Annotated in this window: 21 protein-coding genes; 18 read left to right on the plus strand and 3 right to left on the minus strand. The window is 38.8% G+C overall.

Annotated elements, in window-relative coordinates:
* The first annotated feature begins 194 nt into the window (after positions 1 to 194).
* From ISU02_RS18060 to larAH6, 15 genes are all read left to right on the plus strand, one after another.
* On the plus strand, positions 195 to 1,472 hold the full coding sequence (locus ISU02_RS18060) for an NCS2 family permease (RefSeq protein ID WP_194703340.1): 1,278 nt from the start codon (positions 195 to 197) through the stop codon (positions 1,470 to 1,472).
* A gap of 287 nt (positions 1,473 to 1,759) precedes the next feature.
* Positions 1,760 to 2,707, plus strand: a complete 948-nt coding sequence (locus ISU02_RS18065; protein ID WP_194703248.1) for a putative ABC transporter permease — start codon at positions 1,760 to 1,762, stop codon at positions 2,705 to 2,707.
* A 99-nt stretch (positions 2,708 to 2,806) separates the two neighbouring features.
* Positions 2,807 to 4,174 (plus strand): 5'-deoxyadenosine deaminase, encoded by a 1,368-nt coding sequence (locus ISU02_RS18070; RefSeq protein WP_194703249.1) that lies wholly within the window; start codon positions 2,807 to 2,809, stop codon positions 4,172 to 4,174.
* A gap of 117 nt (positions 4,175 to 4,291) precedes the next feature.
* Positions 4,292 to 5,149, plus strand: a complete 858-nt coding sequence (locus ISU02_RS18075) for a DNA-3-methyladenine glycosylase family protein (protein ID WP_194703250.1) — start codon at positions 4,292 to 4,294, stop codon at positions 5,147 to 5,149.
* Positions 5,146 to 6,372, plus strand: coding sequence for an EAL and HDOD domain-containing protein (locus tag ISU02_RS18080; protein ID WP_194703251.1), 1,227 nt, complete (start codon positions 5,146 to 5,148; stop codon positions 6,370 to 6,372). Before ISU02_RS18075 ends, ISU02_RS18080 begins: the two co-directional genes overlap by 4 nt.
* 232 nt (positions 6,373 to 6,604) lie before the next feature.
* Positions 6,605 to 6,865, plus strand: a complete 261-nt coding sequence (locus ISU02_RS18085; protein WP_194703341.1) for a co-chaperone GroES — start codon at positions 6,605 to 6,607, stop codon at positions 6,863 to 6,865.
* Between the two features lie 28 nt (positions 6,866 to 6,893).
* Positions 6,894 to 8,528: a chaperonin GroEL gene (groL, locus tag ISU02_RS18090; protein ID WP_194703252.1), complete on the plus strand. Its 1,635-nt coding sequence runs from the start codon at positions 6,894 to 6,896 to the stop codon at positions 8,526 to 8,528.
* 1,198 nt (positions 8,529 to 9,726) lie between these two features.
* Complete coding sequence (locus tag ISU02_RS18100) at positions 9,727 to 11,337, plus strand: ABC transporter substrate-binding protein (RefSeq protein WP_194703254.1); 1,611 nt, start codon at positions 9,727 to 9,729, stop codon at positions 11,335 to 11,337.
* Between the two features lie 162 nt (positions 11,338 to 11,499).
* On the plus strand, positions 11,500 to 12,414 hold the full coding sequence (locus tag ISU02_RS18105) for an ABC transporter permease (RefSeq protein ID WP_228727873.1): 915 nt from the start codon (positions 11,500 to 11,502) through the stop codon (positions 12,412 to 12,414).
* 10 nt (positions 12,415 to 12,424) lie between these two features.
* Positions 12,425 to 13,276: an ABC transporter permease gene (locus tag ISU02_RS18110; protein ID WP_194703256.1), complete on the plus strand. Its 852-nt coding sequence runs from the start codon at positions 12,425 to 12,427 to the stop codon at positions 13,274 to 13,276.
* A gap of 2 nt (positions 13,277 to 13,278) precedes the next feature.
* Positions 13,279 to 14,250 (plus strand): ABC transporter ATP-binding protein, encoded by a 972-nt coding sequence (locus tag ISU02_RS24390; RefSeq protein ID WP_194703257.1) that lies wholly within the window; start codon positions 13,279 to 13,281, stop codon positions 14,248 to 14,250.
* A complete protein-coding gene (locus ISU02_RS18120) occupies positions 14,237 to 15,004 on the plus strand; it encodes an ABC transporter ATP-binding protein (RefSeq protein WP_194703258.1) in 768 nt (255 codons plus the stop codon). The genes ISU02_RS24390 and ISU02_RS18120 overlap by 14 nt, the downstream gene beginning before the upstream one ends.
* A 273-nt stretch (positions 15,005 to 15,277) precedes the next feature.
* Positions 15,278 to 16,465 (plus strand): MFS transporter, encoded by a 1,188-nt coding sequence (locus tag ISU02_RS18125; RefSeq protein ID WP_194703259.1) that lies wholly within the window; start codon positions 15,278 to 15,280, stop codon positions 16,463 to 16,465.
* A 110-nt stretch (positions 16,466 to 16,575) separates the two neighbouring features.
* Positions 16,576 to 17,757 carry an NAD(P)-dependent malic enzyme gene (locus ISU02_RS18130; protein WP_194703260.1) on the plus strand — a complete coding sequence of 394 codons (1,182 nt, stop codon included), beginning with the start codon at positions 16,576 to 16,578 and terminating at the stop codon, positions 17,755 to 17,757.
* Between the two features lie 130 nt (positions 17,758 to 17,887).
* On the plus strand, positions 17,888 to 19,141 hold the full coding sequence (larAH6, locus tag ISU02_RS18135; protein ID WP_228727874.1) for a nickel-dependent malate racemase, LarAH6 family: 1,254 nt from the start codon (positions 17,888 to 17,890) through the stop codon (positions 19,139 to 19,141).
* A 177-nt stretch (positions 19,142 to 19,318) separates the two neighbouring features.
* On the opposite strand, the gene ISU02_RS18140 is transcribed toward larAH6, so the two are convergent.
* From ISU02_RS18140 to ISU02_RS18150, 3 genes are all read right to left on the minus strand, one after another.
* Positions 19,319 to 20,311, minus strand: a complete 993-nt coding sequence (locus ISU02_RS18140; protein WP_194703261.1) for an ornithine cyclodeaminase family protein — start codon at positions 20,309 to 20,311, stop codon at positions 19,319 to 19,321.
* 284 nt (positions 20,312 to 20,595) lie between these two features.
* Positions 20,596 to 21,588, minus strand: a complete 993-nt coding sequence (locus ISU02_RS18145) for a threonine ammonia-lyase (RefSeq protein ID WP_194703262.1) — start codon at positions 21,586 to 21,588, stop codon at positions 20,596 to 20,598.
* Between the two features lie 165 nt (positions 21,589 to 21,753).
* A complete protein-coding gene (locus ISU02_RS18150) occupies positions 21,754 to 22,659 on the minus strand; it encodes a LysR family transcriptional regulator (protein ID WP_194703263.1) in 906 nt (301 codons plus the stop codon).
* Positions 22,660 to 23,214: 555 nt separating this feature from the next.
* On the opposite strand from ISU02_RS18150, the gene ISU02_RS18155 reads away from it, so the two are divergent.
* From ISU02_RS18155 to ISU02_RS18165, 3 genes are all read left to right on the plus strand, one after another.
* Positions 23,215 to 23,916, plus strand: a complete 702-nt coding sequence (locus tag ISU02_RS18155) for a haloacid dehalogenase type II (RefSeq protein ID WP_194703264.1) — start codon at positions 23,215 to 23,217, stop codon at positions 23,914 to 23,916.
* Positions 23,917 to 24,250: 334 nt separating this feature from the next.
* Positions 24,251 to 24,916 (plus strand): B3/B4 domain-containing protein, encoded by a 666-nt coding sequence (locus ISU02_RS18160; RefSeq protein WP_194703265.1) that lies wholly within the window; start codon positions 24,251 to 24,253, stop codon positions 24,914 to 24,916.
* Between the two features lie 147 nt (positions 24,917 to 25,063).
* Entirely contained in the window at positions 25,064 to 26,413 is a 1,350-nt protein-coding gene (locus tag ISU02_RS18165) for an aspartate aminotransferase family protein (protein WP_194703266.1), read from the plus strand.
* Positions 26,414 to 26,521 lie beyond the last annotated feature (108 nt).

A 26,521-nucleotide genomic window follows, 5' to 3' on the forward strand; every position in this document is an offset into this window, starting at 1 on the left:
TGAAAAACTCTAAATTCAAGTAATTGTATGCCAATTATTGTCTTAGAGTTTTTTTATCTTGTATTTGGGTTTTAATTGTTTGTGTTTCAAAGACAGGTTTGGTAGAATTGTTACGTGCTTTATTATCAATTATAAATAAATGCTTTATTCGAAATTATGGAGGAATTTAGAAAATGGAAAAAAATGAAAGGTTCATTGAGAAGACTTTTAGGCTCAAAGAACATAACACAAATGTAAAAACGGAAGTTATCGCCGGGTTTACAACTTTTATGACAATGGCATATATTCTCATTGTCAACCCAGGAACACTTGAAAATGCAGGCATGGACTTTGGAAAAGTTTTCACAGCCACTGCGATTTCGGCTATTATCGCTACTTTGGTGATGGCTTTTACAGCTAATTTACCGTTTGCTTTAGCGCCGGGTATGGGACTCAATGCTTTTTTTGCATACACGGTGGTCGTTGCAGGGCATAAATCTTTTGAATTCGCGCTTACTGCAGTTTTTTTAGAGGGGATCGTCTTCTTACTTTTAACATTTTTTAATGTGAGAGAGGCAATTATAAATGCCTTACCTGCTAATATTAAACGCGCAATTTCTGTGGGGATTGGTCTTTTCATTGCCTTTATTGGACTAGCGAATTCGGGTATTATCGTCCACGGAGATACGATTGTTCAACTTGGAGATGTGACCTCTGGTTCAAGCCTTTTGGCATTGATTGGTATAGTAATTGCAGGGGTATTGCTTGCTTTAAATATAAAAGGTGCTCTTTTTATTTCTATTATCCTTACGACGATTATAGGGTTTCCAATGGGGATCACTCATTTTCCTGAAACGCTATGGCAGTTGCCATCAACGCCTTATTTTTTCAATTTTGAATGGCGAGAAATTTTTTCTTTAGATATGATTTCGGTTTTATTTGTGTTCTTATTTGTGGATATGTTTGACACAGTGGGAACTTTGGTTGGTGTGGCCACTAAGGCAGATATGCTTGTGGACGGCAAGGTGCCAAAGGTAAAACAAGCTCTTTTTGCAGATGCAGTGGGCACCACAGTGGGAGCCATCTTTGGAACGAGTACAGTGACAACTTATGTGGAATCTGCCTCTGGTGTTGCCGAAGGTGGCCGAACAGGACTTACTTCTGTTGTGACTGCGGGTTTATTTGGTGTAGCGTTGTTATTATCGCCACTGTTTATTATGATTCCGTCGGCGGCGACAACACCTGCGCTTGTATTGGTGGGCGTCTTTATGATGAGTCCGATTAAAGAAATTGATTTTGATGATTATACGGAGCTTATTCCAGCATTTTTGACAATGATTATGATGCCACTGGCTTATTCTATTTCCGAGGGTATTGTGTTTGGGGTACTATCTTATGTCATCCTTAAAGTTTTTACCAAAAGAGGCAATGAAGTTCCGATCTTAACTTACGTCATTGCGTTGTTCTTCGTAATCAAATTGGTCATCGGCTAGGGCTTAAAAAACTTTTACGGTACTTTTTCGTATTGAAATAGGTTGTGCGTGTTGTTATTTTCAAGGCTCTTTAATTTAAAACAGGGTAATGAGACAAAAAAATATGCCTTTGCAATTAATGCAAAGGCAACAACCATATTTAAATCGGGGTTTGTGATTTAAGTATGTACAAAAAATGTTAAATGGAATTAATTGCACGGGAATGCAATCTGCAAGTTTATTATATCGAAATGCCAAACAAAAATCAATTACAAATCACAATTAATTAATTTTTATCGGAGGCAATGATGGCGACAGACTTTATAACACTTTTTCTAATATTTGTTTCATACGCTTTTATTGGGTGGGTGACAGAAGTTATATATGCGTATTCAAAGGAACACAAATGGATTAATAGAGGTTTTTTATATGGGCCATTCTGTCCGATCTATGGTGTCGGCGCTGTGGCGATTATCGGTATTGTAGAGTTTTTTAACAGTCATATCATGCAAAATAGAGACCTTTCCTTAATAGAGATGTTTCTACTTGTAGTATTTGTGACATCGGGCCTTGAGTGGTTAACAGGCTATTTTTTAGAAAAAATGTTTCACGCCAAGTGGTGGGATTATTCAGATAAAAAATTTAATGTTATGGGCTACATTTGTTTGAGATTTTCGATTTATTGGGGCGTCGTTGGCGTATTTGTAATCAAAGTTGTAAATCCCTTGATTATGAAGGCGTTGCACTATTTAGAAGGACCAGTCTATGTGGAGATAGGTTGTTTATTCATGCTCTATTTTGCAGTGGATGGTTATAAAACCGTTAGAGGTATGATTGATCTTAGAAACTTAATTATCGAGCTTGAGCGCATGAGTGTTCAGTTGAAAAGCGATATTGAAAGAATCAGCCTGCCAATACGACAAGATATAGAGCGTGTTCGAGAAGAGTTTGAAGAAAAACGTCTGGCCCTCTCTGTCGAACTCAAGGAGAAAATGGAAGATTTTGAGGATTTTAACGAAGAACTCAAAGACAAAATTGAACAAGAAGTTAAAGAACGCTTGGAATTTGTAGAATATAACCTAAAAGATGCAATTGAAAAAAGACAAGCTGAAGCGGCGAAGGTCAAGGCGGAACTTGCAGAGAAAATTTATGATTTAAGGCTATATAGAGCATTTCCAAGGATGAAGTCCATTAGATACCCGAATCTTTTAAGGCCTGTAAAAGATATTCAGCAACGCCGCAAAAAAAACAAATAAGTAGTATGGAATTAGAGAGTTTTTATAATGTACTCCTCATCAATATCTTATAGACTTATACTGTGGGTAAGCTTATAAGATTGAAAATGGAGTTAAAGAATGAAAAGAGTCCTTGGTAACGGTCTAATTGTGACCATGAATCAAAAACGCGAAGTATTTTGCGGTAGTATCTTAATTGAAAATGAATTGATAAAAAAAGTGGTTAAGCACGAAACGCTTGAAGACTTGATGCATGATTTAAAAAACGTGTTTGGCGATTTTGATGAGTTGATAGATTGCACAGGACAATTGATTTTGCCTGGTTTGATTCAAACGCATACACATTTAACCCAGACACTTTTTAAAGGTCTGGGAGATGATTTGCAGCTGATGGATTGGTTGCAGACAAAAATATGGCCATCAGAGGCCGCTCATACGGCTGAGACGAATTACATCTCATCGAAAGTGGGTATTGGAGAGCTTTTAAAAGGTGGCACCACGACGATTGTCAATATGGAAACGGTCAATCATACAGAGTCGAGCTTTGAGGCCTTGAAAGAGATGGGCATACGCGCTATTAGTGGGAAATGCATGATGGACTATAATGAAGGTGTTCCGAGAGGTCTCATGGAAAGCATGACAGCATCTCTAGCTGAAAGTGAAAGACTGATCAAAAAGTGGCATCAAACCAATCATGGCTTAATTGAATATGCGCTGGCACCTCGTTTTGTGGTCTCCTGTTCTGATGAGTTGCTCAGGGCAAGTGTAAAAATGAGTAAGACATATGGCGTGAGGCTACACACACACGCTTCAGAAAATAAAGGCGAAATTGCAATTGTCAGGAAGAGAACAGGCATGGAGAATATTGAGTACTTGAAGCAAATTGGCTTTTTAGGAAAACATGTGATCTTGGCACATTGTATTCATTTAAGTGATCTTGAAATACAGTATCTGATAGATGCGGGAACGGTTATATCGCATTGCCCAAGTTCGAATATGAAATTGGCCTCTGGATTTGCCCCTGTTCACAAGATGTTACAGAGAGGCGCAAGAGTCACTTTAGGTGCAGATGGCAGTCCATGCAACAATGAACTCAATATATTTATGGAAATGCGTATGGCCGCCTTGATTCACAAAGGCAATCAGCTGGACTCTACCATAATGAATGCTAAAAGCGTTTTCGAGATGGCAACGATAAAAGCTGCAGAAGCGCTTGGAAAGGATTCTGAGATTGGCAGTGTGGAAGTTGGAAAGTATGCGGACATCATCACGTTGCGCATTGACAAATTCGAATCGATGATGGTCCCTTTAGATGCGGAAAATGTCTATGCTCAAATTGTCTACAATGCGTCTAGCCGAGATGTCTGCCATACGTTTGTAAATGGGGCGTTAGTAGTAACAAATGGCCGTTTGGTAGACGTGTCCGAGACGCAGTTGTATCTCGATGCCAAGAAAGCAATTTTAAATTTTATAGAGTGCAAAAGTTAAATGTTGAAGCATCTTATTCAGTCTGATTGATAGACTGTTTAAGATGCTTTTATTTTGGATGTGGTGGCTATTTTAATCCATTTGGGATATAATATTACCAACGATTAGGGAGGCGGCATGTTTTTAAAATCGAATGATTTCAATCCTATTTTTACACTTGAATGTGGACAATGCTTTAGATGGCTAAAAGAAGCAGAACAATACGTTGGGGTTGTAAATGGGGCGATTATAAGTATCACAGATCTCGGGCAGGACTATGACATAAAAATAGAAAAGGCGCTTTCACCTATCTCTGATGATTTTTTGAGACATTATTTTGATGAAAGTTCAAATTACAATAAAATTTTAGAAGTGCTATCTGAAAAGGATGATTACCTCAAAGCATCCATTTCAGCGTATAGAGGATTGCGTTTATTAAACCAAGATCCCTTTGAAACCTTGATCACGTTTATTATCTCTGCCAACAATAACATACCTAAAATTAAAATGAGCGTTGAAGCGCTTTCGCATAAATTTGGAACGTGCATTGGCGAATATAATGGACGCTTGTATTATAGCTTTCCAACAGTGGAGGCACTTGCTGAAGCTGAACTTGAAGATTTGAAAGTCAAGGGTATGGGCTATAGAGCGAAGGCTGTATCTCTGGCGGCAAAACGCATTAGAGATGAACAGATCGATTTAGCATCTTATAGGGAGGACACTTATGAGGCTGCACAGACAGCATTGATGCAATTTTATGGTGTTGGAGAGAAGGTGGCAGATTGCATATTGCTTTTCAGCTTGAACCATAAGGAAGCTTTTCCGATAGATACATGGGTTAAAAGGATGTTGCGAACTTTTTATAACATAGAAGATCAACCAAGGGCCTATAAGACATTTGTGGCGCAATACTTCACTGAATATGGTGGCTATGCACAGCAGTTCCTTTTCTATTATATGAGAGAAAGCAAGAAGGGTATTAATGGTGAAAAATGAAAACGATGGATGTATTTTTGGCGAGACAACCCATTTTTAATATTAAAAAGCAAGTGGTTGCATATGAAATATTGTACCGTCAAGGGGTGAAAAATATTTATGAAGGGGATTATGATGGCGATTTAGCAACGACAACAGTTGTTTCAGATGCGCTTGTAAATTTTGGCATAGACGGACTCACAAATGGTAAAAAAGCATTTATCAATTTTACTAAGAATCTACTTATGGAAAATTTGCCACTTATGATTACACCGGAGTCGTTGACTGTGGAAATTCTTGAAACTGTGGAAGTGGATCAGAAGTTTGTAGACAAGATTCGATATTTAAAAGGAAAGGGCTATACCATCGCATTGGATGATTTTGTCGACAATGAAAAGTTTGAAGCGATTATGCCGTATGTGGATATCATCAAAGTAGATTTTTTGGTTTTAGGATATGAAGGCCGAAAGATCGTGGCGGATAAGTATAGCAATAAAGGCGTTAAACTTCTGGCGGAAAAGGTGGAGTCCTATAGGGATTTTGAAGAAGCTGTGAAACTAGGATATGTACTTTTCCAAGGTTTTTTCTTCGAGAAACCAGTTGTATGTAAAAGTAAAGGGATCAACGTGGCCACTTTCAATTATATGGAAATCTTGAAAGAAACGGTGAACGATGAGCCGAGTTTTGAAAAGTTATCTACAATAGTAAAAAGTGATATGTCTTTAACCTATAAATTGTTGAGACTTATAAATTCGCCTGCATTTTATAGAAGCAGTGAGATCACAAGTATCAATCACGCTTTGACGATGCTCGGCTTGAATGAAATTAGAAAATGGGTGACCCTTATCATGCTGAGGGATGTCAGTTCGGAAAAGCCTGATGAGATCATAAAGGTGTCTTTGATTAGAGCTATTTTTTCAGAGCGCGTGTCTCCGTATTTTGGACTTAAAGAGAGGGATATGGAATCCTTTTTGTTGGGGCTCTTTTCGCTGATTGACACGATTATGGAAAAACCGCTGTTTGAAGTGTTGGAACAGTTGCCTCTCAAAGAAGATGTGAAAGGTGCTTTGTTGGGCCTTAAAAATCCATTTCATGATTTGCTTCGCCTACTCAAGTACTACGAAAAGGGCAATTGGGATATGATTATCGATATTACAGCACAGTATGATGTCGATTATGGCATGATCAATCAGCTCTATTTAGATGCCGTGATCTTGACTTCAAAAATGATGAACGAGGGCTAATTTTAAACAAATTGTTAAATTGTCAGCACTCTGTTAAAATGAGTGCTAAAAATGCTTGATTTTTTTTTACACTTGTATTATGATGAGAATGTGCTCTAAATAAAGAATTATCGATTGCGGTTTGCATACTTTGATAATGGAACTGGATTTAGAGAAATATAGTTAGAGTGTTGCTCTTTTGGATTTTGACACTCTAACCAAATATGTAATTTGAATGTTTAGAGGAGGCAATATTATGTTAAAACCGTTAGGTAACCGAGTTATTATTAAAAAGTTAGAAGCTGAAGAAAAGACTGCAAGTGGGATTGTATTACCAACTCAAGCAAAGGAAAAGCCGCAATTGGCTGAGATCGTGGCGATTGGAAAAGATGTTGAAGATGTTAAAATTGGTGATAAAGTAGTCTTTAAAAAATATGTAGGAACTGAAATAAAAGTAGACAATGAAGAAGTGACAATTTGTGAGATGGAAGATATTTTAGCAATATTAGAATAGGTAATATAAAAAGTAGGAGGAATGAAACATGGCAAAGGATATTAAATTTGGTGAAGACGTCCGCAAAAAACTGGAATCAGGCGTTGATAAATTAGCAAATACAGTTAAAGTTACTTTGGGACCTAAGGGTCGTAATGTTATTTTAGAAAAGAAATATGGCTCGCCGTTGATCACAAATGATGGTGTTACTATTGCAAGAGAAATCGAACTTGAAGACGCTTATGAAAATATGGGTGCTCAACTGGTTAAGGAAGTTGCGACGAAGACGAATGATGTTGCAGGTGATGGTACGACAACAGCGACACTTTTAGCACAGGCTATTATCAGAGAGGGCCTTAAAAATGTGGCTGCAGGTGCAAACCCGATGATTCTTAAAACAGGTATTGAAAAAGCAGTTTCTGTGGCAGTTGATGTGATTAAAAGTGAGAGTATTCTCATTGAAAATAAAAAAGATATAGAAGATGTTGCTTCAATTTCTGCTGCAGATCGTACTGTAGGTGCTATTATTTCCGAAGCTATGGAAAAAGTAGGAAAAGATGGGGTCATCACTGTTGAAGAGTCTAAGACGAATACCACTCAGCTTGAAGTAGTTGAGGGGATGCAGTTCGATAGAGGCTATTTATCACATTACATGGTAACTGATCCAGAAAAAATGGTTGCACTTCTTGAAAATCCATATATATTGATCACAGATAAAAAGATTACAAACATTCAAGAAATTTTACCAGTACTAGAACAAATCGTTCAAAGTGGTGGCAAACTTTTAATCATAGCAGAAGATATTGAAGGTGAAGCTTTAACAACTTTAATCGTAAATAAACTCAGAGGCACATTTGACTGTATTGCAGTAAAAGCACCAGGTTTTGGCGATAGAAGAAAAGCAATGCTTCAAGATATTGCGATTCTAACTGGTGGTGTTGTGATTTCGGATGAGCTAGGTTATGAACTTAAAACCACAACGCTGGATATGCTAGGACGTGCAAAATCTGTTAAAATAGATAAAGATAATACGACTATTATCGATGGACTAGGTGAAAAAGCACTTATTGATGAGCGCGTAGGTCAAATCAAAATGCAACTTGATGAAACTACTTCAGAATTTGATCGTGAAAAATTACAAGAGAGACTTGCTAAGCTCGCAGGCGGTGTTGCGGTGATCCAAGTAGGTGCTGCAACTGAAGTTGAGATGAAAGAGAAAAAATTGAGAATAGAAGATGCGCTCAATGCTACACGTGCCGCTGTTGAAGAAGGTATTGTTCCAGGTGGTGGTACAGCGTTTATTGCAGCTATCTCAAAAATAATTGCGCTAGCAGAGCCTTTGGTGGGTGATGAAAAGACTGGTGCGCTGATTATTGCAAGAGCACTTGAAGAACCTGTTAGACAGATTGCTTTCAATGCGGGCCTTGAAGGTTCTGTTGTAGTTGAAAAAGTGAAAGATGCTCAGACTGGTATCGGATTTGATGCGCTTAAGGGCGAATATGTCAATATGGTTAAAGCGGGTATTGTGGACCCTACAAAGGTAACGCGTTCTGCACTTCAAAATGCAGCATCTATTTCTGCAATGTTCTTAACGACTGAAGCAGGAGTGGTGGATGTTAAAGAAGAAAACGACATGCCAGCTATGCCTGGTGGCATGGGTGGCGGCATGGGCGGTATGATGTAGGCGAAATCCGAAGTAATTCTCAGGGCAAGAGTCCTCACTGTGTTGCGGATTGCCCATCGAACAACTTCGAATTTCTTGATATCGCGTTGCGGATTGCCTTTCTAAAGAACTACTGCTCAAGTGAGTTAAGAAGGGCAAGAGTCCTCACTACGTTGTGGAGAACAACTTCGAATTTCTTGATATCGCGTTGCGGATTGCCTTTCTAAAGAACTACTGCTCAAGTGAGTTAAGAAGGGCAAGAGTCCTCACTGCGTTGTGGAGAACAACTTCGAATTTCTTGACATCAAGGCAAGAGTCCTCGCTTTGTTGCGGATTGCCCGTCAGACAATTTTGAATTTCCGGATGGTTCTGGTTGGGATGTTCCACGATGTCATCTATGCAATTAAAGTATTGAGATCCAAAGAGATGAAAAGTCTTTTTGGATCTTTTTTATATCTTTTTTTATATGTTTTATCGCTCTTCAGCCTAGGGGCAGAAGGCTCAGTGGTATCCGTGAAAAAATGTCTGGTCATGCCTCAAAATAGATTTGAAGGCATGTAATTCAGAGTGAAAACAGTCTCTGTAGAGCCTGTCATGGCTTGGCGGGGAGATGAGTTCAGTTGCGGATTCAGGTGATCGTTCATACAATAATTTTAGATGCAGGCTAATTTTATTTGACTCTATAGTTACTATAGGGAATATGATATATTTATAGAGTCAATTGATTGAAAATTAAGTCAATTCACAAAATTACAATAATAATTAAAATGGGTCTAATGATGTGTTGTTTTAACAAGGTTATACGGGTGTGTTTTTACTTGTATGTGTGTATTTGCAAAGGGTTGGTGTTCTAGAAGAATTTGAATAGGTACATGGCGCAAGCATCTAGACAAGCGATGTTGAGACGATGGGTATCCCGGGGGTGATGGGAGATGATAATTGACAAATTGCAAAAAAGGCTTTATCATTCAATAAAAAGAAAAACATCTTTATGTATCTTTATTCATTTTAATGTATAGGCGATAAGTGATCTGTCTTAAGCGTGCGGGTCACGAAAAAGGTCTGGTTTTAGATGCTGAAAAAGAACGTAAACGCGCGGCGTGACAAACCAGTACGAGATAGAGAAATGCCAAAGTGATTTTATATATATTGATTCCAGGGGTATCCAAATAGGAACAGTATGTTTAAATAATACTAAAAAAAATGGGAGGAAAGAAAGATGAAAAAGAGACTAGCTACTTTATTGCTGTGTTTAGCAATGGTATTCACCACTCTAACAGGATGCGGATCTAAATCAGAACCAGCACCTAGTGGATCAACTGGGGATGCAAATGCGAACACGAACACCAGCACTAGCGAACCTGCTGCTGCTCCTGAAGCTACTGTGGCAACAACAGGCGGCATCATCAGAAGTGTAGAAGGCTTTGCGTATGCAACACTAGATCCTCATAAGGATTACAACTCATGGCACAGTCAAAAATATGGTTTGACAGAATCTCTGTTCAAACTGGGGGATGATATGAAGATTCAGCCATGGTTAGCGAAGAGCTTGGAGATTAAAGACACTGTAGCCGTTTTAACTTTAAACGACGGCGTATGTTTTTCAAATGGCACGCCTTTGACTGCTGACATGGTAAAACGCAATTTAGAACGTCTATCTGAAGTAAACAAGAGATTTAAATTTTATGCAAACTTTACAATGGAAGCTACAGATGACAAAACTTTGACCATCACTATGCCTGAAGTGATGCCAACTTTGGAAAATGAGATGGCTAGTCCTGAAGCTTGTATGCTTGACTTAGATGCAACTACTGATATAGATAACGCACCTATCAGTACAGGACCTTTTGCTGTGGATGTATTCATTCCAGAAGGTGATATTACGTTAAAACGCAATGATAACTATTGGGGGGGACATGTTAACTTAGATGGCGCTAAATTCTTCTCTATGCGTGATGGTCAATCCAAACTTATGGCTATGCAAAACGGCGAAATTGACGCTTATGATAGCCTTTCTGCAACTGATATTGAGATTTTTAGTGCTGAGCCTGATCGATATCAATTATTCTCCGTGCCTTCTCAAGCAAGAACGTATATGTTTTTAAATCCTAAAACTGTGCCTGAGAGCGTTCGTCAAGCTGTTATTTTAACCGTAGATCGAGAGTCCATCTCTGCCTTCATGGGTGGGACTGTATCTCCTTCTTATGGTGCTTATAATGAAAGTACACCTTATGGTAAAGTCCAATATCCTAGTATTGATTTAGCTAAGGCTAAAGAAATCATGGAAGCGGATGGTTATACGCTCAACAGCAATAACGTCTATGAAAAAAATGGTGTTGAGCTTCCAACAATTGGATTGTATTGCTATGCAGCACGTAGTATCGATAGCATGGCAGTTTTGATTAAAGAGCAACTTACTAATTCTGGTATCCCTGCTGAGATTAAATTGGTAGAAGATCCAGATGGTACTTATATGACTGACAAACAGTATGACATCTGCTTCTACCGTATGACGACTGATAAAACAGGTGATCCTCTAGCATTTATAGACGGTGTTGTTCGATCTGGTTCTTATCAAGATATCACTGGTTATGGTAATGCGGCAACAGATGCACAAATCGAAGAATTACGTTTTACAATAGATTCTGAAAAACGTGCAGAAATTGCAAATGCGATTATGCAAGACTACACGGATGCTGCTGTTTTCTGTCCGTTGGTTACCTATAATAGAAATATTGTAATGAGCACAGGCGTTACTCATTTTGCTGAGACAAATCCTTATGAATTTTACACTTTAGACGCCAATACAACTGCTCCTAGCCAAAAATAGACATTTAGAAATTAAAATATTTTTAATAATATGCTGCTGGCCCCTTCAACAGCATATTATTTCACACAAAGGGGTGCTGGCGATAAACCCGCTAAGTAGTTAGCGGGTTTTAAAATGTAAATATTTTTCTAAATGAGGTGATAGAACTTGCTGAAGTATTCTTTGAAAAGAATTGTTAAATTGATTCCTGTTTTGATAGCCATCACGTTAATAGTGTTTACACTAATGTATTTAACGCCTGGTGACCCCGCCTTGCAGAAATTGACATCACAAGGTGGAGAAGTTACACCTGAGTTACTTTCTGAGGTAAGACACGAAATGGGACTAGATAGACCTTTTATAATTCGTTATTCAAGTTGGGTCCTAAACGTACTTCAAGGCGATTTAGGCAATGCTTACACGGATGACCAACCTGTTGTGCCAAAACTAATGAAAGCATTAGGCTACACGGCGTCACTGGCTATTGCGTGTACTTTGTTCTCCGTTATAATTGCTGTTCCATTGGGTGTTTATACTGCTATTAAAAAAGACTCATTGTTCGATAATATTATTCGTATTTTTACTTTTACTGGAAATGCCATGCCTAACTTTCTAATCGCATTATTGCTGATGTTTCTGTTTTGTATCAAGATAAGAGCCTTTCCTGTTATTGCCACGGCTAGCCTAAAGGGCATGTTCTTGCCAACCTTGGCTCTATCGATTCCTATGATCTCAAGATTTGCTAGACAAACGCGTGCAGATGTTATGTCACAGCTCAGTGAAGAGTATGTTATTGGTATGCATGCTAGAGGTGTGAAAGAACGTGTTATTCTATTTAGAAATGTATTGCACAATTCTGCGGGTTCAATCATTACCATCGTTTCTCTTCAAATTCGTGTCCTAATTGGTGGTAGTGTTGTTACAGAAATGATCTTTCGTTGGCCAGGTATAGGTAACTTGATGATGAACTCTATTACGGCGCGAGATTTTCCAGTCGTACAAGGCGCGGTGTTGATTTTAGCAACTCTACAGATCCTTGTTAATCTATTGACAGATTTGAGTTACTTCCTCATCGATAAAAGAATTTCACTGGAATAGGGGTATGATAATGAAAAAAGAAAAGCAAAAACTGAGTAGAACTCAGCTGAAAAAGCTGAAAATGAAGAGAAAAGTGATTATATGGGGAGTTATTGTGAGTTTTGTTTTGATAATGAGTTTTATGGCACCATTCTTTTTACCACAAGACCCACTAGAAACAAATGCTTTAATGATGAGAAAACCGCCATCCTTTGAGCATCCACTTGGCACTGATAATTTAGGTCGTGACGTCTTTTCACGCTTATTAGCTGGTGCTCGTACTTCAATCTTTGCGACCATAATGCTGGTTATCTTTTCTTTCATTGTGGGGACAACTATTGGGGTGGTCTGTGGTTATTATGGTGGTTTTCTGGATGATATCGTGATGCGTTTTACGGACATCTTGCTATCAGTCCCACAGCTGGTGCTGGCCATTGCGGTGGCAGGTATGTTAGGTGGTAGCTTGGTGAATACTTTGATTGCCATCGGTATTACCAGTTGGACTTCTTATGCAAGACTTGCTCGAAGCCATGCAATGCGTATTAGACAGTTGCCATTTATCAATGCTTGTCGATTGACAGGTACAAGTGACGCCACTATTATCATGAGCCATGTGGTGCCTAACTTGGTCGGTCCTATGTTGGTCAATGCCACTTTGGAGATCGGATCCACTATGCTGAATATTGCAGGACTTTCTTTCTTGGGTCTAGGCGTTGCGCCACCAACACCAGAATGGGGAGCAATGGTAAGTGAATCTAGAAATTATCTGCAGTTAGCACCTTGGGCTGTATTTTCCCCGGCCATAGCGATCTTAGTGACGGTTATGCTTTTCAACTACTTTGGTGAGAGCGTATGTGATCTTACGAATACAAAGGAGGCGTAAACGTGGAAAAAGCAAAATCGGGAAAAAATTTACTTGAAATCAACAATCTTACTGTCTCGTATGGTGATGGGAAGATTATTACAGAAGTATCCTTTGCCCTAAAACCAGGAGAAATTGTCTGTATTGCTGGCGAGAGTGGATGTGGCAAAAGTACTTTGATCAAAGCGGTATTGGGCATTAAACAATTAGGTGCGATTATCGAAGAAGGCAGTATCGTTTTGGATGGGATGGATATCACGCGTATGAGTGATGAAGATAGACGTCAAATCCTCGGGACACAGATTGGCTATGTGCCTCAGAATACCAGAGGATCTTTTAACAATATCAGGTCATATGATGTGCAGTATCAAGAGACAATGAGAAGTCATGGTCTAAAATTCGATCGAAACGAAGCCATCAAGTGTTTTGATAGATTGAATTTCCCAGATTCAGATAAGTTACTATTCTATCAACCGTGGGAGATGTCAGGCGGTATGAATCAGCGTATGGCAATCGCTCAAGCCGTGCTCCTAGGTCCAAAATTGATGCTTTGCGACGAGGCGACATCTGTATTGGACGTAACTTCTCAGAAGGAAGTTATCGAGGAATTGGCGAAATTGAGAGATGAGTTGGGATGGTCCATCCTGTTCATCACGCATAACTTAGGTGTTGCATCTCATATTGCAGACAAACTAGGCGTTATGTACGCAGGCCGTATGGTTGAGTACGGCAATATTAGAAAAGTACTGGATAATCCAATTCACCCGTATACGAAGAGACTATTGTCTGCTATTCCAGGTAGAGACAGAAAACTGCCTCTTGGTATTGAAGGCCGTCCACCACTCGATGGCGCAGAATGGGAAGGTTGTAACTTCGTAGATAGATGTATCCATGGTGGCGAAAAATGTACAGAAAAAATGTACAAATTAGTTGAAGTTGAGCCAGATCACTTTGCGAGCTGCATGAGAGGAGGTCAGTGTAATGACAACGAGTGAAGCGCCTTTGTTGGAAGTGAGAAATGTTGCAAAGCATTATGGTAAAGGCAAAAGAGCGAAAGAGGTATTGACTGATCTAAACTTTACCTTGAATGAGGGTGAAGTTTTGGGAATCATTGGCGAATCAGGTTGTGGTAAGAGTGTCTTGTTGAATTTGATTTCATGTCTTGAGCCTGTGTCTAATGGTCAACTATTTTTTAGAGGTGAGGAGTACACTGGACGTAAGCCGTCTGCTGTATGTCGCTGGTTCCAAGTCATCTTTCAGGATTCGGAAGCGGCTTTTGATCCTAAAAGAACAATTCGAGAGTCTATGCATGAGAATTTGAGACAACTCTCTGGAAATGTGGCTGATGCCGATAAAAAAATTAAAGAAATGGTTGCCTTAATGGGACTTGACGCTCAGCTTGTTGATAGATATCCGCGTCAGCTTTCAGGTGGTCAGGTACAACGTATGTCAATTGCTAGAGGACTGATCACAGAGCCCAATATGATCTTATGTGATGAGATCACATCTGCTTTGGATGTTTCTGCTCAAGCTATGATCATGCAATATATGTATGAATTGCGTATGAAACGCGGTCTCACAATGATTTTTGTCTCTCATGATTTGGCGCTTTGTAGCACGTTCTGTGATAGAATTGCCATTATGCAAGAAGGTAAAATTATTGAGATTGGTACACCAGATCAAATTATGGACGAACCTAAAGAAGACTATACAAAACTTTTACTTGATGCGGTTATTTATGTGAAATAATGGTTTTACGATAATAACAGGGGGCACAACTCAAATAAATTTGAATATAAGTGAAATTTTTATGGCAGATTATCCATCAGATAGTCTGCCTAGTTTATGTCTAAAAAGTTATCATGTTTTCGTATAGTAGGGGTCTTGAGATGATAATAATATGCTCCGATTACTCTTAATTGACTCTATAGTAACTATAGGGGCTATAATATATTTGTAAAAAACATTTGAAAATGATATGAATTTAGATTCGCTCTGTTCAATGAAAGAAGAGTGTCCATTATGATTTTGAAAGGGACGAAGACATCAACTAAGTTGATGATGCTTCAATTTGTTTACTATGTTTCTTTGGCAACGCTCTATTCATACACGGTCAATATTTTGACGGATATGGGCTATGGTGCATTTTGGGCAGGAATATTGAGAACCTCTATGGCAGCAGCCGCAATATTGTCGCAGGCCTTTAGAGGTTATATTGCAGATACTTTCATACCGGTAAAAAAACTGATTATTGCGATGCTCTCGGCTTCCGCTATACTGAGTATTTTCTTGTTGCCTAAGATTGCTTTAATGGGAAATCCGCTCTATTTTGTAATTGCAGTCACAATAGTATCTTTTCTAGATTATACAAATAGCGTTGATTTGGATGTTTGGGCAGTGAGCTTAATAGAAAGCGAAAAGAGTGGAGACTTTGGCTACGTGCGCAGTGGTGGCTCAGCGGGTTATGCACTGGCCTCTCTTGTGTTTGGATTTGTCATTGTGCGTTTTGGTACTGGAATTCTCTACGACTGTCATGCAGCATTTTTATTGTTGACAGTCATAATAGCCTTCAGTATAAAAGGAATACCTTGCAAAAATAGTAAGAAAGAAAATGTTGATACAATTTTGATGACGAGTGCCATAGGCCTACTGATAAAAAATAGAAAGTTTGTGCATATTGTGTTCGCGGCATCATTGATGTTTTTTGCGATGGGTCCAGTGTCTTCATTTTTGTATCTGTATATAGTGCAGGCAGGGGGCGATAGTTCACACCTTGGCATTGCGTGGGTGATTGCATCAGTTGCTCAGATCATCTCAATGAGCATCTCTTCAAAATTTATTAGAAGGGGTGTTAGTGCGCCTGTTGTACTGTGTGTTGCTCTTATTTTGGGCAGTGTAAGGGCCTTTACATTGTATTTTCCAACGGGGATTTGGATAATCATCATACTCATGGTGTTTCACGGGTTTTCTTATGGTGGTTTTACGCGTGTCTATACAGAATATGTCAGTGGCATTGTTCCCAAAAATATTGTGACCACAGCAACAACACTTGGGAGCGCATTTGCAATCGGTGTTGGCGGTATGTCGGGGAGCCTTGTTGGCAGTTTTATGATCGATTTTGCTGGATTGAATAATTATGCGTTATTATGTGGCTTCATTTATATCTTGAGCATGTTTGTTATGTGGCCAGATGTGCGAAAGGGCCTGTAAAATTTTGTGTATAATTTAAATGGATTTTGTGGTTTTAGTGCGTTTTAATGGACGCATTCTAATATGAAATAATAAGGACTCCACCGAATAAGGAGAAAGGCGGTAGCAAAATGAGTAAACCGGATTACAATGCACTTGCGTTGAAAATGCATGAGGCATTTAGAGGAAAAATTGAAGTGGTCAGTAAGGTGCCCTTAAAGGACCGTACGGATATGTCAACAGCTTATACGCCTGGGGTTGCGGAACCTTGCAGGAAAATAAGTGAAAATAAGGAGGACGTGTATAAATATACTGCTAAAGGCAACTTGGTCGCTATAGTCAGTGACGGCACAGCGGTTTTGGGCTTAGGCGATATCGGACCAGAGGCTGCTATGCCAGTTATGGAGGGCAAAGCCATTCTATTCAAGAATTTTGGAAACGTAGATGCTTTTCCAATTTGCTTGGGCACTAAAGATGTGGATGAAATCGTCCAAGTTGTAAAAATGCTTGAGCCTACTTTCGGTGGCATTAACTTGGAAGATATCTCAGCGCCTCGCTGTGTTGAGATTGAAACTAAGTTGAAAGCATCTATGAACATTCCTGTTTTTCATGATGATCAACATGGTACAGCAGTTGTTTTGAGCGCTGCACTAATCAATGCACTTAAAATTGTTGGCAAAAAATTTGAGACAATCAAAGTTGTAATTAATGGTGCCGGTTCTGCAGGATGGGCCATTATGAATATTTTGATTGATTTAGGTGTAAAGGATATTATTGTGTGTGATAGAGAAGGCATTATTGTTAAGAGCGATGCTGAAAATCTTTGGTTGAGAAACAAAATGGTTGAAAAGAGTAATTTTGAAGGAAAAACTGGAAACCTTGCAGATGCCATGGTTGGAGCTGATGTTTTTATCGGGGTATCTGGTCCTAGGGCGGTTTCTAAGGATATGGTCAAGTCTATGGGAAAAGATCCAATCGTTTTTGCCATGGCGAATCCAGATCCAGAAATTGATCCTGAAGATGCAAAAGAAGCCGGTGCAAGAATTGTAGGCACTGGTCGTTCTGATTACCCGAATCAAATCAATAATGTACTCGCTTTTCCAGGTATTTTTAGAGGCGCATTAGATGCCAGAGCATCGGATATAAATGAAGCTATGAAAGTAGCGGCGGCATATGCTATCGCCAGTTTAGTAGATGAAAGTGAATTGGAAGAGACGTTTATTATCCCTTACGCACTAGACGAGCGCGTTGCCACAGCAGTTGCAAAAGCAGTATTTGACGCAGCCGTTAAATCTGGCGTTGCCAAAGCCTAAATGAACGCATTGGCGTTAAGGCGAGAGGTTAAAGCCTAGCACGGTGCAGAATTAGAATCTCTACCCATTGTTTACCATTGTATTTTCAACTGAAAAGCTTTAAAATAATGAAGCATAAGGAGTGTTAGATATGATGCAATTTGAATTTAAATTTTCTAAAGAGACCGTTAGCTTTGAAATTCCTGAAAAAAACTTTTATAAAGAGCTTAAGCCGAACAAAGTAGAGATTGGATTAACAGAGCAAGATGAAGTTAAGCGTTCTCTCAAAGAACCGATTGCCTCTCCACGTCTTAAAGAGATTGTCAAGCCAGGTGAAAAGATATTTATCATAACCAGTGATATTACGCGCCCCATGCCGAGTTACAAGGTGCTCCCATGTGTGTTGGATGAAATGAAAGAAGCTGGTGTAAAGGAAGAAGATATCACTGTTGTATTGGCTCTTGGAAGTCATCGAAGCCATACAGAGGCGGAAAAGAAAACCCTCGTGGGAGAAGCTGTCTATAACAGCAAGATCAAAATCATCGACAGTGATATGGCACAGTGCATCAATTTAGGCACATGCAAGAATGGTACACCTGTAGATATTTTTGAGCCCGTTGCAAAAGCAGATCGAATCATTTGTTTGGGTAATGTAGAATATCACTATTTTGCGGGATACAGCGGCGGGGCCAAAGCACTCATGCCAGGCGTATCCAGTCATGCGGCGATACAAGCCAATCACAGTAATATGGTTAAACCTGAAGCGAGAACAGGCAATTTGGAAACCAATCCAGTAAGACAAGACATAGATCAAATTACCGAATTTATCAAAATCGATTTTATTGTAAACGTGGTGCTGAATGCTAAGAAAGAAATCATCAAAGCGGTGTCAGGCCACTGGAAAGAGGCGCACAGAGAAGGCTGCCGATTCTTGGATACAATGTATGGCATCGAAATTGAGGCCCCGGCGGATATTGTGGTTGTGACCCCAGGAGGCTTTCCGAAGGATATCAACCTTTATCAATCCCAAAAGTCTCTAGATAACTCAAAACACGCGGTTAAAGAGGGTGGTGTCATTGTTATGCTGGCTTCTGCCAAAGAGGGGTTTGGAGAAAAGACGTTTGAAGATTGGATGAGAAATAAATCCCCTATGGAAATGATTGAAGAGATTAAGTGCAACTTCAAGCTTGGTGGGCATAAAGCCGCAGCCATAGCCAGCGTTATCCAAAAATCGGACATCTATTTTGTGTCTGATTTGGATGATGAATTGGTTCGAAGTATAAACTTCATCCCTTTTAAAACAGCACAAGAAGCCATCGATAAGGCGTTAGAAAAACAGGGTGAAAATGCTAAAATATTGCTTATGCCTGCAGGTGGTTCAACGTTGCCGATCGTAAAAAAATAGAGTTGTGTATAGAACTGTAGAAAAATGATAAAGCGATATGCATTAAATTATTGTAAAATAAAGTGGTCCATGACAAATCAAATTTGTCATGGACCACTTTATTTTATCTAGCGTTGTGCTTCATTAGAGAATAAGATCGGAGGGATATTTTGCAGTGATTCTAAATAGGATTAATTTTCAATCAAAGAAGGTGTAATTCGTGCCCAGGCCTCTTTCTAATGCGCCTTTGTAGAGCATTGCAGCAGTTACATTGTCTTGAATTGCCATACCAACGGTATCAAAAATTGTAATTTCCTCTGCATTTTCACGACCTGCTTTCTTACCTAAGATAATTTCACCAATTTCAGCGTGAATATCTTCTGGTTTAATAATGCCGTCTCTTACGGCATTATGCGTTTCGCCACTTTTGATACACAAACCAATGGAATCATTCACGACTTTTGCACCAGCGAAAATATCAGCTGCCAATTCTTGTTTATCCGGCATATCAGAACCCACTGCCACAATATGCGTACCCGGTTTGAGCCATTCCTTTTTAACAATCGGACCACTGTGTCCACGAGTAACCGTTACGACGATATCTACACCGCGTACTGCTTCTTCAGCTGTTGCACATTTAAGAATATTGAGGCCTGTTTCCTCTTTCATTTCTTTTACATAAGCATCCAAAAATTCTGGCATGGCATCCCAAACACGTACCTCTGTTAGGTTGCGTATGCGCATTATTGCGAGCAATTGATTGCGAGCTTGTTTTCCAGCACCTATGATACATAGTTTTTCTGCATTCTCACGTGCTAAATATTTCACTGAGATAGCGCCAGCAGCTGCTGTACGCATGTTAGTAATCCAAGTGCCGTCCATGATACATCTAAGAGCAGATGTGTTAGCTTCGAAAAGCATCACTGTATTCATGCCTCTAGGCAATCCTAATTTTGGGTTATTATCGTAGCCGCCAGAAGATGCTTTGATGGAAATGTATCCACCACCCATATCAAGTCCGCCTTTAAAATCAATGCCTTCATGCGTTCCCGGTAATGTCACAGCCATAAAATCTGGTTGAACTACCAATCCACTATTAAAAGAACGATAACCTGCTTCTACAGCTTCAAATACTGAGTCTCTGTCAATAAGGCTTTCTACTTCATCTTTGTTTAGTAATAATGTATCCATGATATGCTCTCCTTTTCTCTATTTTTCCCCAATTAGTTTTTTAGTTGAAAAAAATTAGCCCTTTGCCTCTTGTGAAATGTCATATATATTTTTGTCTTTAAAGACATTAAGACGCAAACGGCTTCATCTACACAGTTGCAATTGGTAAAATATGGTTTTCTTCGTGAGAATAACAAAAATCCTCTTGAATCCACTGAGTGAATTCTTGTAGGGGATGCAAAGTAAAGGTCGTTTTTCCTACGAAAGGGCTAGATTCTAGAAGAAAAAGTTTTTTTCAGAGGGATTTAAATAACGCTTTCCACTGATTCACCTAAAAATATTTTTCCAATACGGTCTAAATTCCAGTTTCCTGAGGTGAGAATATGGCAGACTTTTTCTTCTGATGTGACTGAAATTCGCTTGCTTAGAAGAGCCGCAATGCCTACACAGGAAGACGGTTCTGCAATAAGTTTACAATGATTTGCCACTGCACGAACCGCTTCTAAGATGTCCTGTTCTTCGACAGACACTAATTCGTCCACGTTTTTTTCGATAATGGGATAAGGATTCTCTCCTGCTTGACGGCAAGAAAGCCCATCTGCAACAGTGGAAATCTCGGAAGAAATAGCGATGCGTTTCCCGGCAATTCTGCTTTGGCAATAGGCATCACTAGCGGCAGCCTGTACACCCACTACGCGGATATCAGGTCGAAATTGCTTAATTGCAGTTGAAATACCAGAAATCAGGCCACCACCTCCAATTGGAACAACGATCGTGTTTACATCAGAAAGATCATTAAGAATTTCTAGCGCCATGGTTCCCTGCCCAGCCATGACAAGAGGATCTTCGTAAGGATGGACGATCGTATAGCCATGCTCAGCCACTTCTTGGTGAACTTTTTCCCAACGACCCGCATAGGATCGATCCCATAAAATCACTCGGGCCCCCATGGCAGTCGCATTTTTGATTTTTAGTGTTGGTGCATCTTCGGGAATGATGACTGTAACAGGAACTCGGAGTAACCTGCCAATATATGCGCAAGCTTGTGCATGATTGCCAGATGAACTCGTGATGATGCCGCGTTGTTGTTCTTCCGGTGACAAAGATAAGATTTTATTCAGTGCGCCTCGAAGCTTAAACGCACCTGTAATTTGAAGCATTTCTGGTTTAACATAAGTTTGACATCCCAGATTTTCATCCAAACTTTCTGCTCGCAACAATGGCGTGCGATGAATATAAGGCTGAATGCGCCGAGCAGCTTCTTGTATGTCTTGTAAAGTAACGATTGCTTTTCCCATATGATCCCTTTCCTTTCCGAATTTTATTCTCTTGATAAATGAATCTACACCTTGTATAGATCTAGTTGAGTTCAATAAATAGGTCCTTTTTTCTTCTTCTCCCCATTATAGTCTAACCTTATTGCAATAACAAATATCAAATCAATCAATAGGTATAACAAATCGTTATAGCGAGAGCATGTATTTTAGATATTCAACGAATTCTTTTGCTGTATTTGTTAATACATGATCTTTTTCCATCACATAACCGATGCTTAAATAAGTGTATTCTTCTTCAATCCACAGGTTTTTAATATCATATTGATGATATTTAGAAGAAGCAAGGTTGATTCCAAGCTCCACGATGTCGGTTTTCAAGAGTAAGTTCGTTACAAAATGCTCACTATTGGTATACACAGCAAAATCCAATTTTTCAAAGCCTATGGTGCCTACATTGACTTCATCTAAATGGTGTTCCATAGAGAAGAAGTCATTCAATCCTCTCACAAAGCGCAAACTGAATAAATCTTCAATAGAAATAGATTTTTTGGAATATAAAGGACTATTTGGTCCAACATAAATACACGCTTGTTTTTTTGCAAGCTCAATGAACTCCAGTTTCTTATGTGAAATAATATGTCGAAAGGCTGCCAATTGCTTTTCAGAAACATATAATATACCAATCTGTGAAATACCATGTGCTACTTGGGTCGTTATTTCATCCACTGTCCCTTGATGATTCTCTATAAGTATATTGGGATTGTTTTGATATAGTTTAACTAAAAGCGTCGCAATGATATTGCTTGGGTAACTGGAAATCGTAAAAACACTGGGTTTCCCCTCCGTTTCTATATTGGTAATCAAGTTTGCATTTTTTAAAATATTTTTTGCATACTCATAGATGGATTGTCCATAGGAAGTCACTTTCAATCCTTTGTTTGTTCTTTCAAATAAGGTGTTTTCCAGTTCTTTTTCAAGAGCCTTAATGACTTTGCTGACATTTGGTTGAGTTGTATACAACTTGATTGCAGCCTTGCTTAGACTACCACAATCGCAAGCGGTCACAAAATATTCCAATTGTTTTAATTCCATTTTCGCCACCTTTAAAATTTTATTGAATCTATGGTTACTATAACATATTTGTGTTACTTAATCTAATCAACTCATTTAATTGGACTAATTGAGATTAGAAAAAATTGATGCTTTGTCATAAATGATTTGTTGAACACATAATAAGTAGTGCTTTAGACCTCTATTTTGCAGTAAAAAAATATTGTAATAGGAGCAATTCAGAATAATCAGAATCTTCTTGACTCTATAGTTAGAAGAGACTGTATATTTTACTTAACAGATAAAAAGTTAATGTATTTCAACTCACATGAGCCCTAGAATTTGATCAGTGAATCGCATATGGATACTGTGATTTGAAGTCATCATTTAGCTAAATGTTTAAAGATTCATATCACCCAATAATTTATGGACATGGTTTTATAAACTAAGTTGGTAAATTTACAGGGCGCAGGAGAATTGTATAATAACTAACTGTTTGAAATTTTCAATGGCTTTATTGCAAAACAAATTGAGTTCAACAGTTTAGTATTTATGTATACAATACAAAAATTTAAAGTAAGAGAAAGGATGGATAATATGGCAGCTCCAAAGGCGGTAACATTTGATTGTTATGGAACATTAGTAGATTGGGAAGGCGAGATTCAAAGAGTGTTTAAGGAGATATTGGCTAATCATGGTATTACTGATGTGGACACAGTGGCAGTGCAAAGGCGTTGGGAAGACCTTCAATTCGATTACATTCAAGAAAAATATAGACCTTATACAGAGGTGTTAACCAACACTTTACCAATGACATTCAAAGAATTTGATCTTCCTTTTGATCAAGCTGATGTGGAAATGTTTGCAGGTTCTATGGGATCATGGGGACTTTTCCCAGATACAATCGAATCTCTAAAAGAATTGAAAAAATATACTAAAATTGCGTTGATCACAAATACGGACAATGCTATCATCGCACAAAGCATTGCACAAATGGGTGTTGAATTCGATGCTGTAATTACTGCAGAAAAAGCAGGCGTTTATAAACCTGGACATAATGGTTTCGCATTAGCTTGTAAAGAATTAGGTCTTAAAAAAGAAGAAATTCTTCATGCAGGATTTGGCTTTAAATACGATGTGGTACCAGCAACTGATTTAGGATTTCAAACTTGCTGGATTAACCGTCAAGGAGAAGTAAGACCAGTGGATTATCAAGAAACTTATCTCGTTGGAGATATGAGAACTTTTGTTTTGATGATCAAAGGTATGGCGGAGTCAGATTATATTAAATTTGAGTAGAGTCTGATTGTATTGTGTTTTCTAAATTTAGTGCCTTGTTATTAACCCCCCCCAGATTATCAGCTTTAATGAGGCATTGAGCTGATAAGTGGATTATAAAGAATTATTGCATCTGCCAGACAGATGCAATAATTCGGTTCAAACAACAAGATTTGAGTTTTCGTTCAGCTTAGAGCAGGAATTGTAAGCCTGCTTTAAGCTGGGTGAGGACTGCCCTGACAGAGCAGGGATTTAGTGCTTTTAAAATGTACTTGGATCTATAATTGATGGATAGCGTCTAGAATCAATGTGCATATTCTAGTGAAATTATTTGAGATGAATAGGAGTTATTGCTTTGATAAAAATTATTATTAGCGACGAGATGAAACAGGCTTGCCCAAATGTTGTTTTAGGTTGCATTCAAGCTAAAGTAAACGTAGGAAAGAGTGATGATAAATTAGTGAGTGCGCTTTGTGAAAGGGTGGGATCAGTAAAACAAGCTTGGGTTTTGGATGACGTCGCTTCAATCGCAGAGATTAAGGCATCACGCGAAGCTTATAAGAAATTGGGCAAGAGTCCGTCTCGTTACAGGGTTTCATCTGAAGCTTTATTTAGAAGAATTCTCAGTGATAAAAGCCTATATTTTGTCAATAATGTTGTGGATATTAATAATGTGATTTCATTAAAATCTCGTCATTCTGTTGGATCCTATAACATTCAAAATATTGAAGGTGACATCACGTTTTCTGTGGCTGAAGATGGTGCTGAATATCAAGGTATTGGCAAGGGCACTTTGAACATTGAGAAGCTTCCAACGCTTAAAGATGATAGAGGATATTTTGGGAGCCCAACGAGTGATTCTCAAAGGGCTATGGTGTCTGAAGACGTGCAAGAAATCATCATGTGCATTTATGGCTTCGCTGGCAGTGAAGGCATGGAGGCCACAATAGAGTACGCAGTGGACATGTTAAGAGAACACGCAGATGCAAAAGATATTGAGACAGAGATGATCTTTGCTTAAAAGAGGCGTGCTATAGAAGTAAATGATGTAGAGCGTTCGTAATCTTTATAATTTCGTAATCTCTATAATAATGTGAAATAAATAAGTTAAATACATCTACGGTTACACTACTTAAGATTAACAAGCAATAATAAGGAGGCGTTGATCATGTTAAAAAATGCATTACCAAAAATCATTACAGAATTACCAGGACCAAAGAGTAAAGAAATTATCAGTAAAAGAAATGATGCGATTCCGTCGTCTGTAGCCTGTGCAACACCATGTGTTATTGATAAAGCAGAGGGATGCATGATTCAAGATGTGGATGGCAACATCTTTATGGATTGGGTAGCAGGGATTGGTGTTATGAATATTGGACATAGCAATCCTGAAATCATCGAAGCCGTTAAAAAACAAACAGACAGATATTTTCATCCACAGATTAATACATTCCATTATTCAGAATATGTGGATTTAGCAGCTAAATTGAATAGCATTGTGCCAGGTGATTTCAAAAAAAGAACTTGCTTTTTCAATAGTGGTGCAGAAGCAAATGATAATGCCATTAAAATTGCAAGAAAATATACGAAAAAAACGGATATCATAGCATTTTCTGGTGGATTCCACGGAAGAACCTTTATGACAATGACCTTGACAAGTGGTAACATCTATAAGGCTGCTTTTGGACCTATGATTCCAGGCGTTCATAGAGCAGAGTTTCCTAATGAATACAGAACAAACTCTAATATTAAACCAGAAGAACTCGTAGATTACTATATTGATAAACTTGAGTATATGTTTGTGGACTATGTTTCTCCTGATAATGTCGCTGCAATTATTCTTGAGCCATTACAAGGAGAGGCTGGATTTGTGGAACCTCCAATCGATTACATTGTTAAATTGAGAGCAATCTGTGATAAATATAATATTCTCTTGATTGCAGATGAAGTTCAAACGGGATACTGTAGAACGGGCAGAATGTTCGCAACTGAATACTGGGCTGATAAAGGTGTTTATGCAGACATCGTTGTCAGTGCAAAATCGCTTGCTGCTGGGCTTCCGTTGAGTGCCGTTACAGCACGTGAAGAGATTATGGAGTCTCTGGCAGTGGGCGAAATTGGCGGCACTTATGGCGGTAATGCGGTGGCCTGTGCATCTGCATTAAAAGTTATTGAAATCATGGAACGCGACAATTACGCTCAAAAGGCCATGGCTATAGGTGAGCAAGCTAAAAAGTTCTTTGCGGATTGGTATAATAAATATGAAGCAATTGGAACCTATCGCATCAAGGGTGCAATGCTCTCCATTGAGTTTGTCAAAGATCGTGCAACCAAAGAACCAGATCCAGAAATGGCTTCAAAAGTGTTGAAAGGTTGTAAAGAGAAGGGCTTAGTGATTAAAAATGCAGGCTCTTATCATCAGATCATTAGAATATTGATGCCTTTAATCACCAATGAAGAACAGTTAAATGCAGGGATGAATATTCTAGAAGATGTTATCAAATCTTGTTCAAAGTAACAATCACATGAGCCAACGACATTCTATATGACCCTATAAACGGCCCCACACTGGATACATCCGGTGTGGGGCCGTTATCTTTTTAAAACAACAAGATTTGAGCCATAA

The sequence above is a fragment of the Fusibacter ferrireducens genome (assembly GCF_015352425.1).
Taxonomy (GTDB): Bacteria; Bacillota; Clostridia; order Peptostreptococcales; family Acidaminobacteraceae; genus Fusibacter_A; species Fusibacter_A ferrireducens.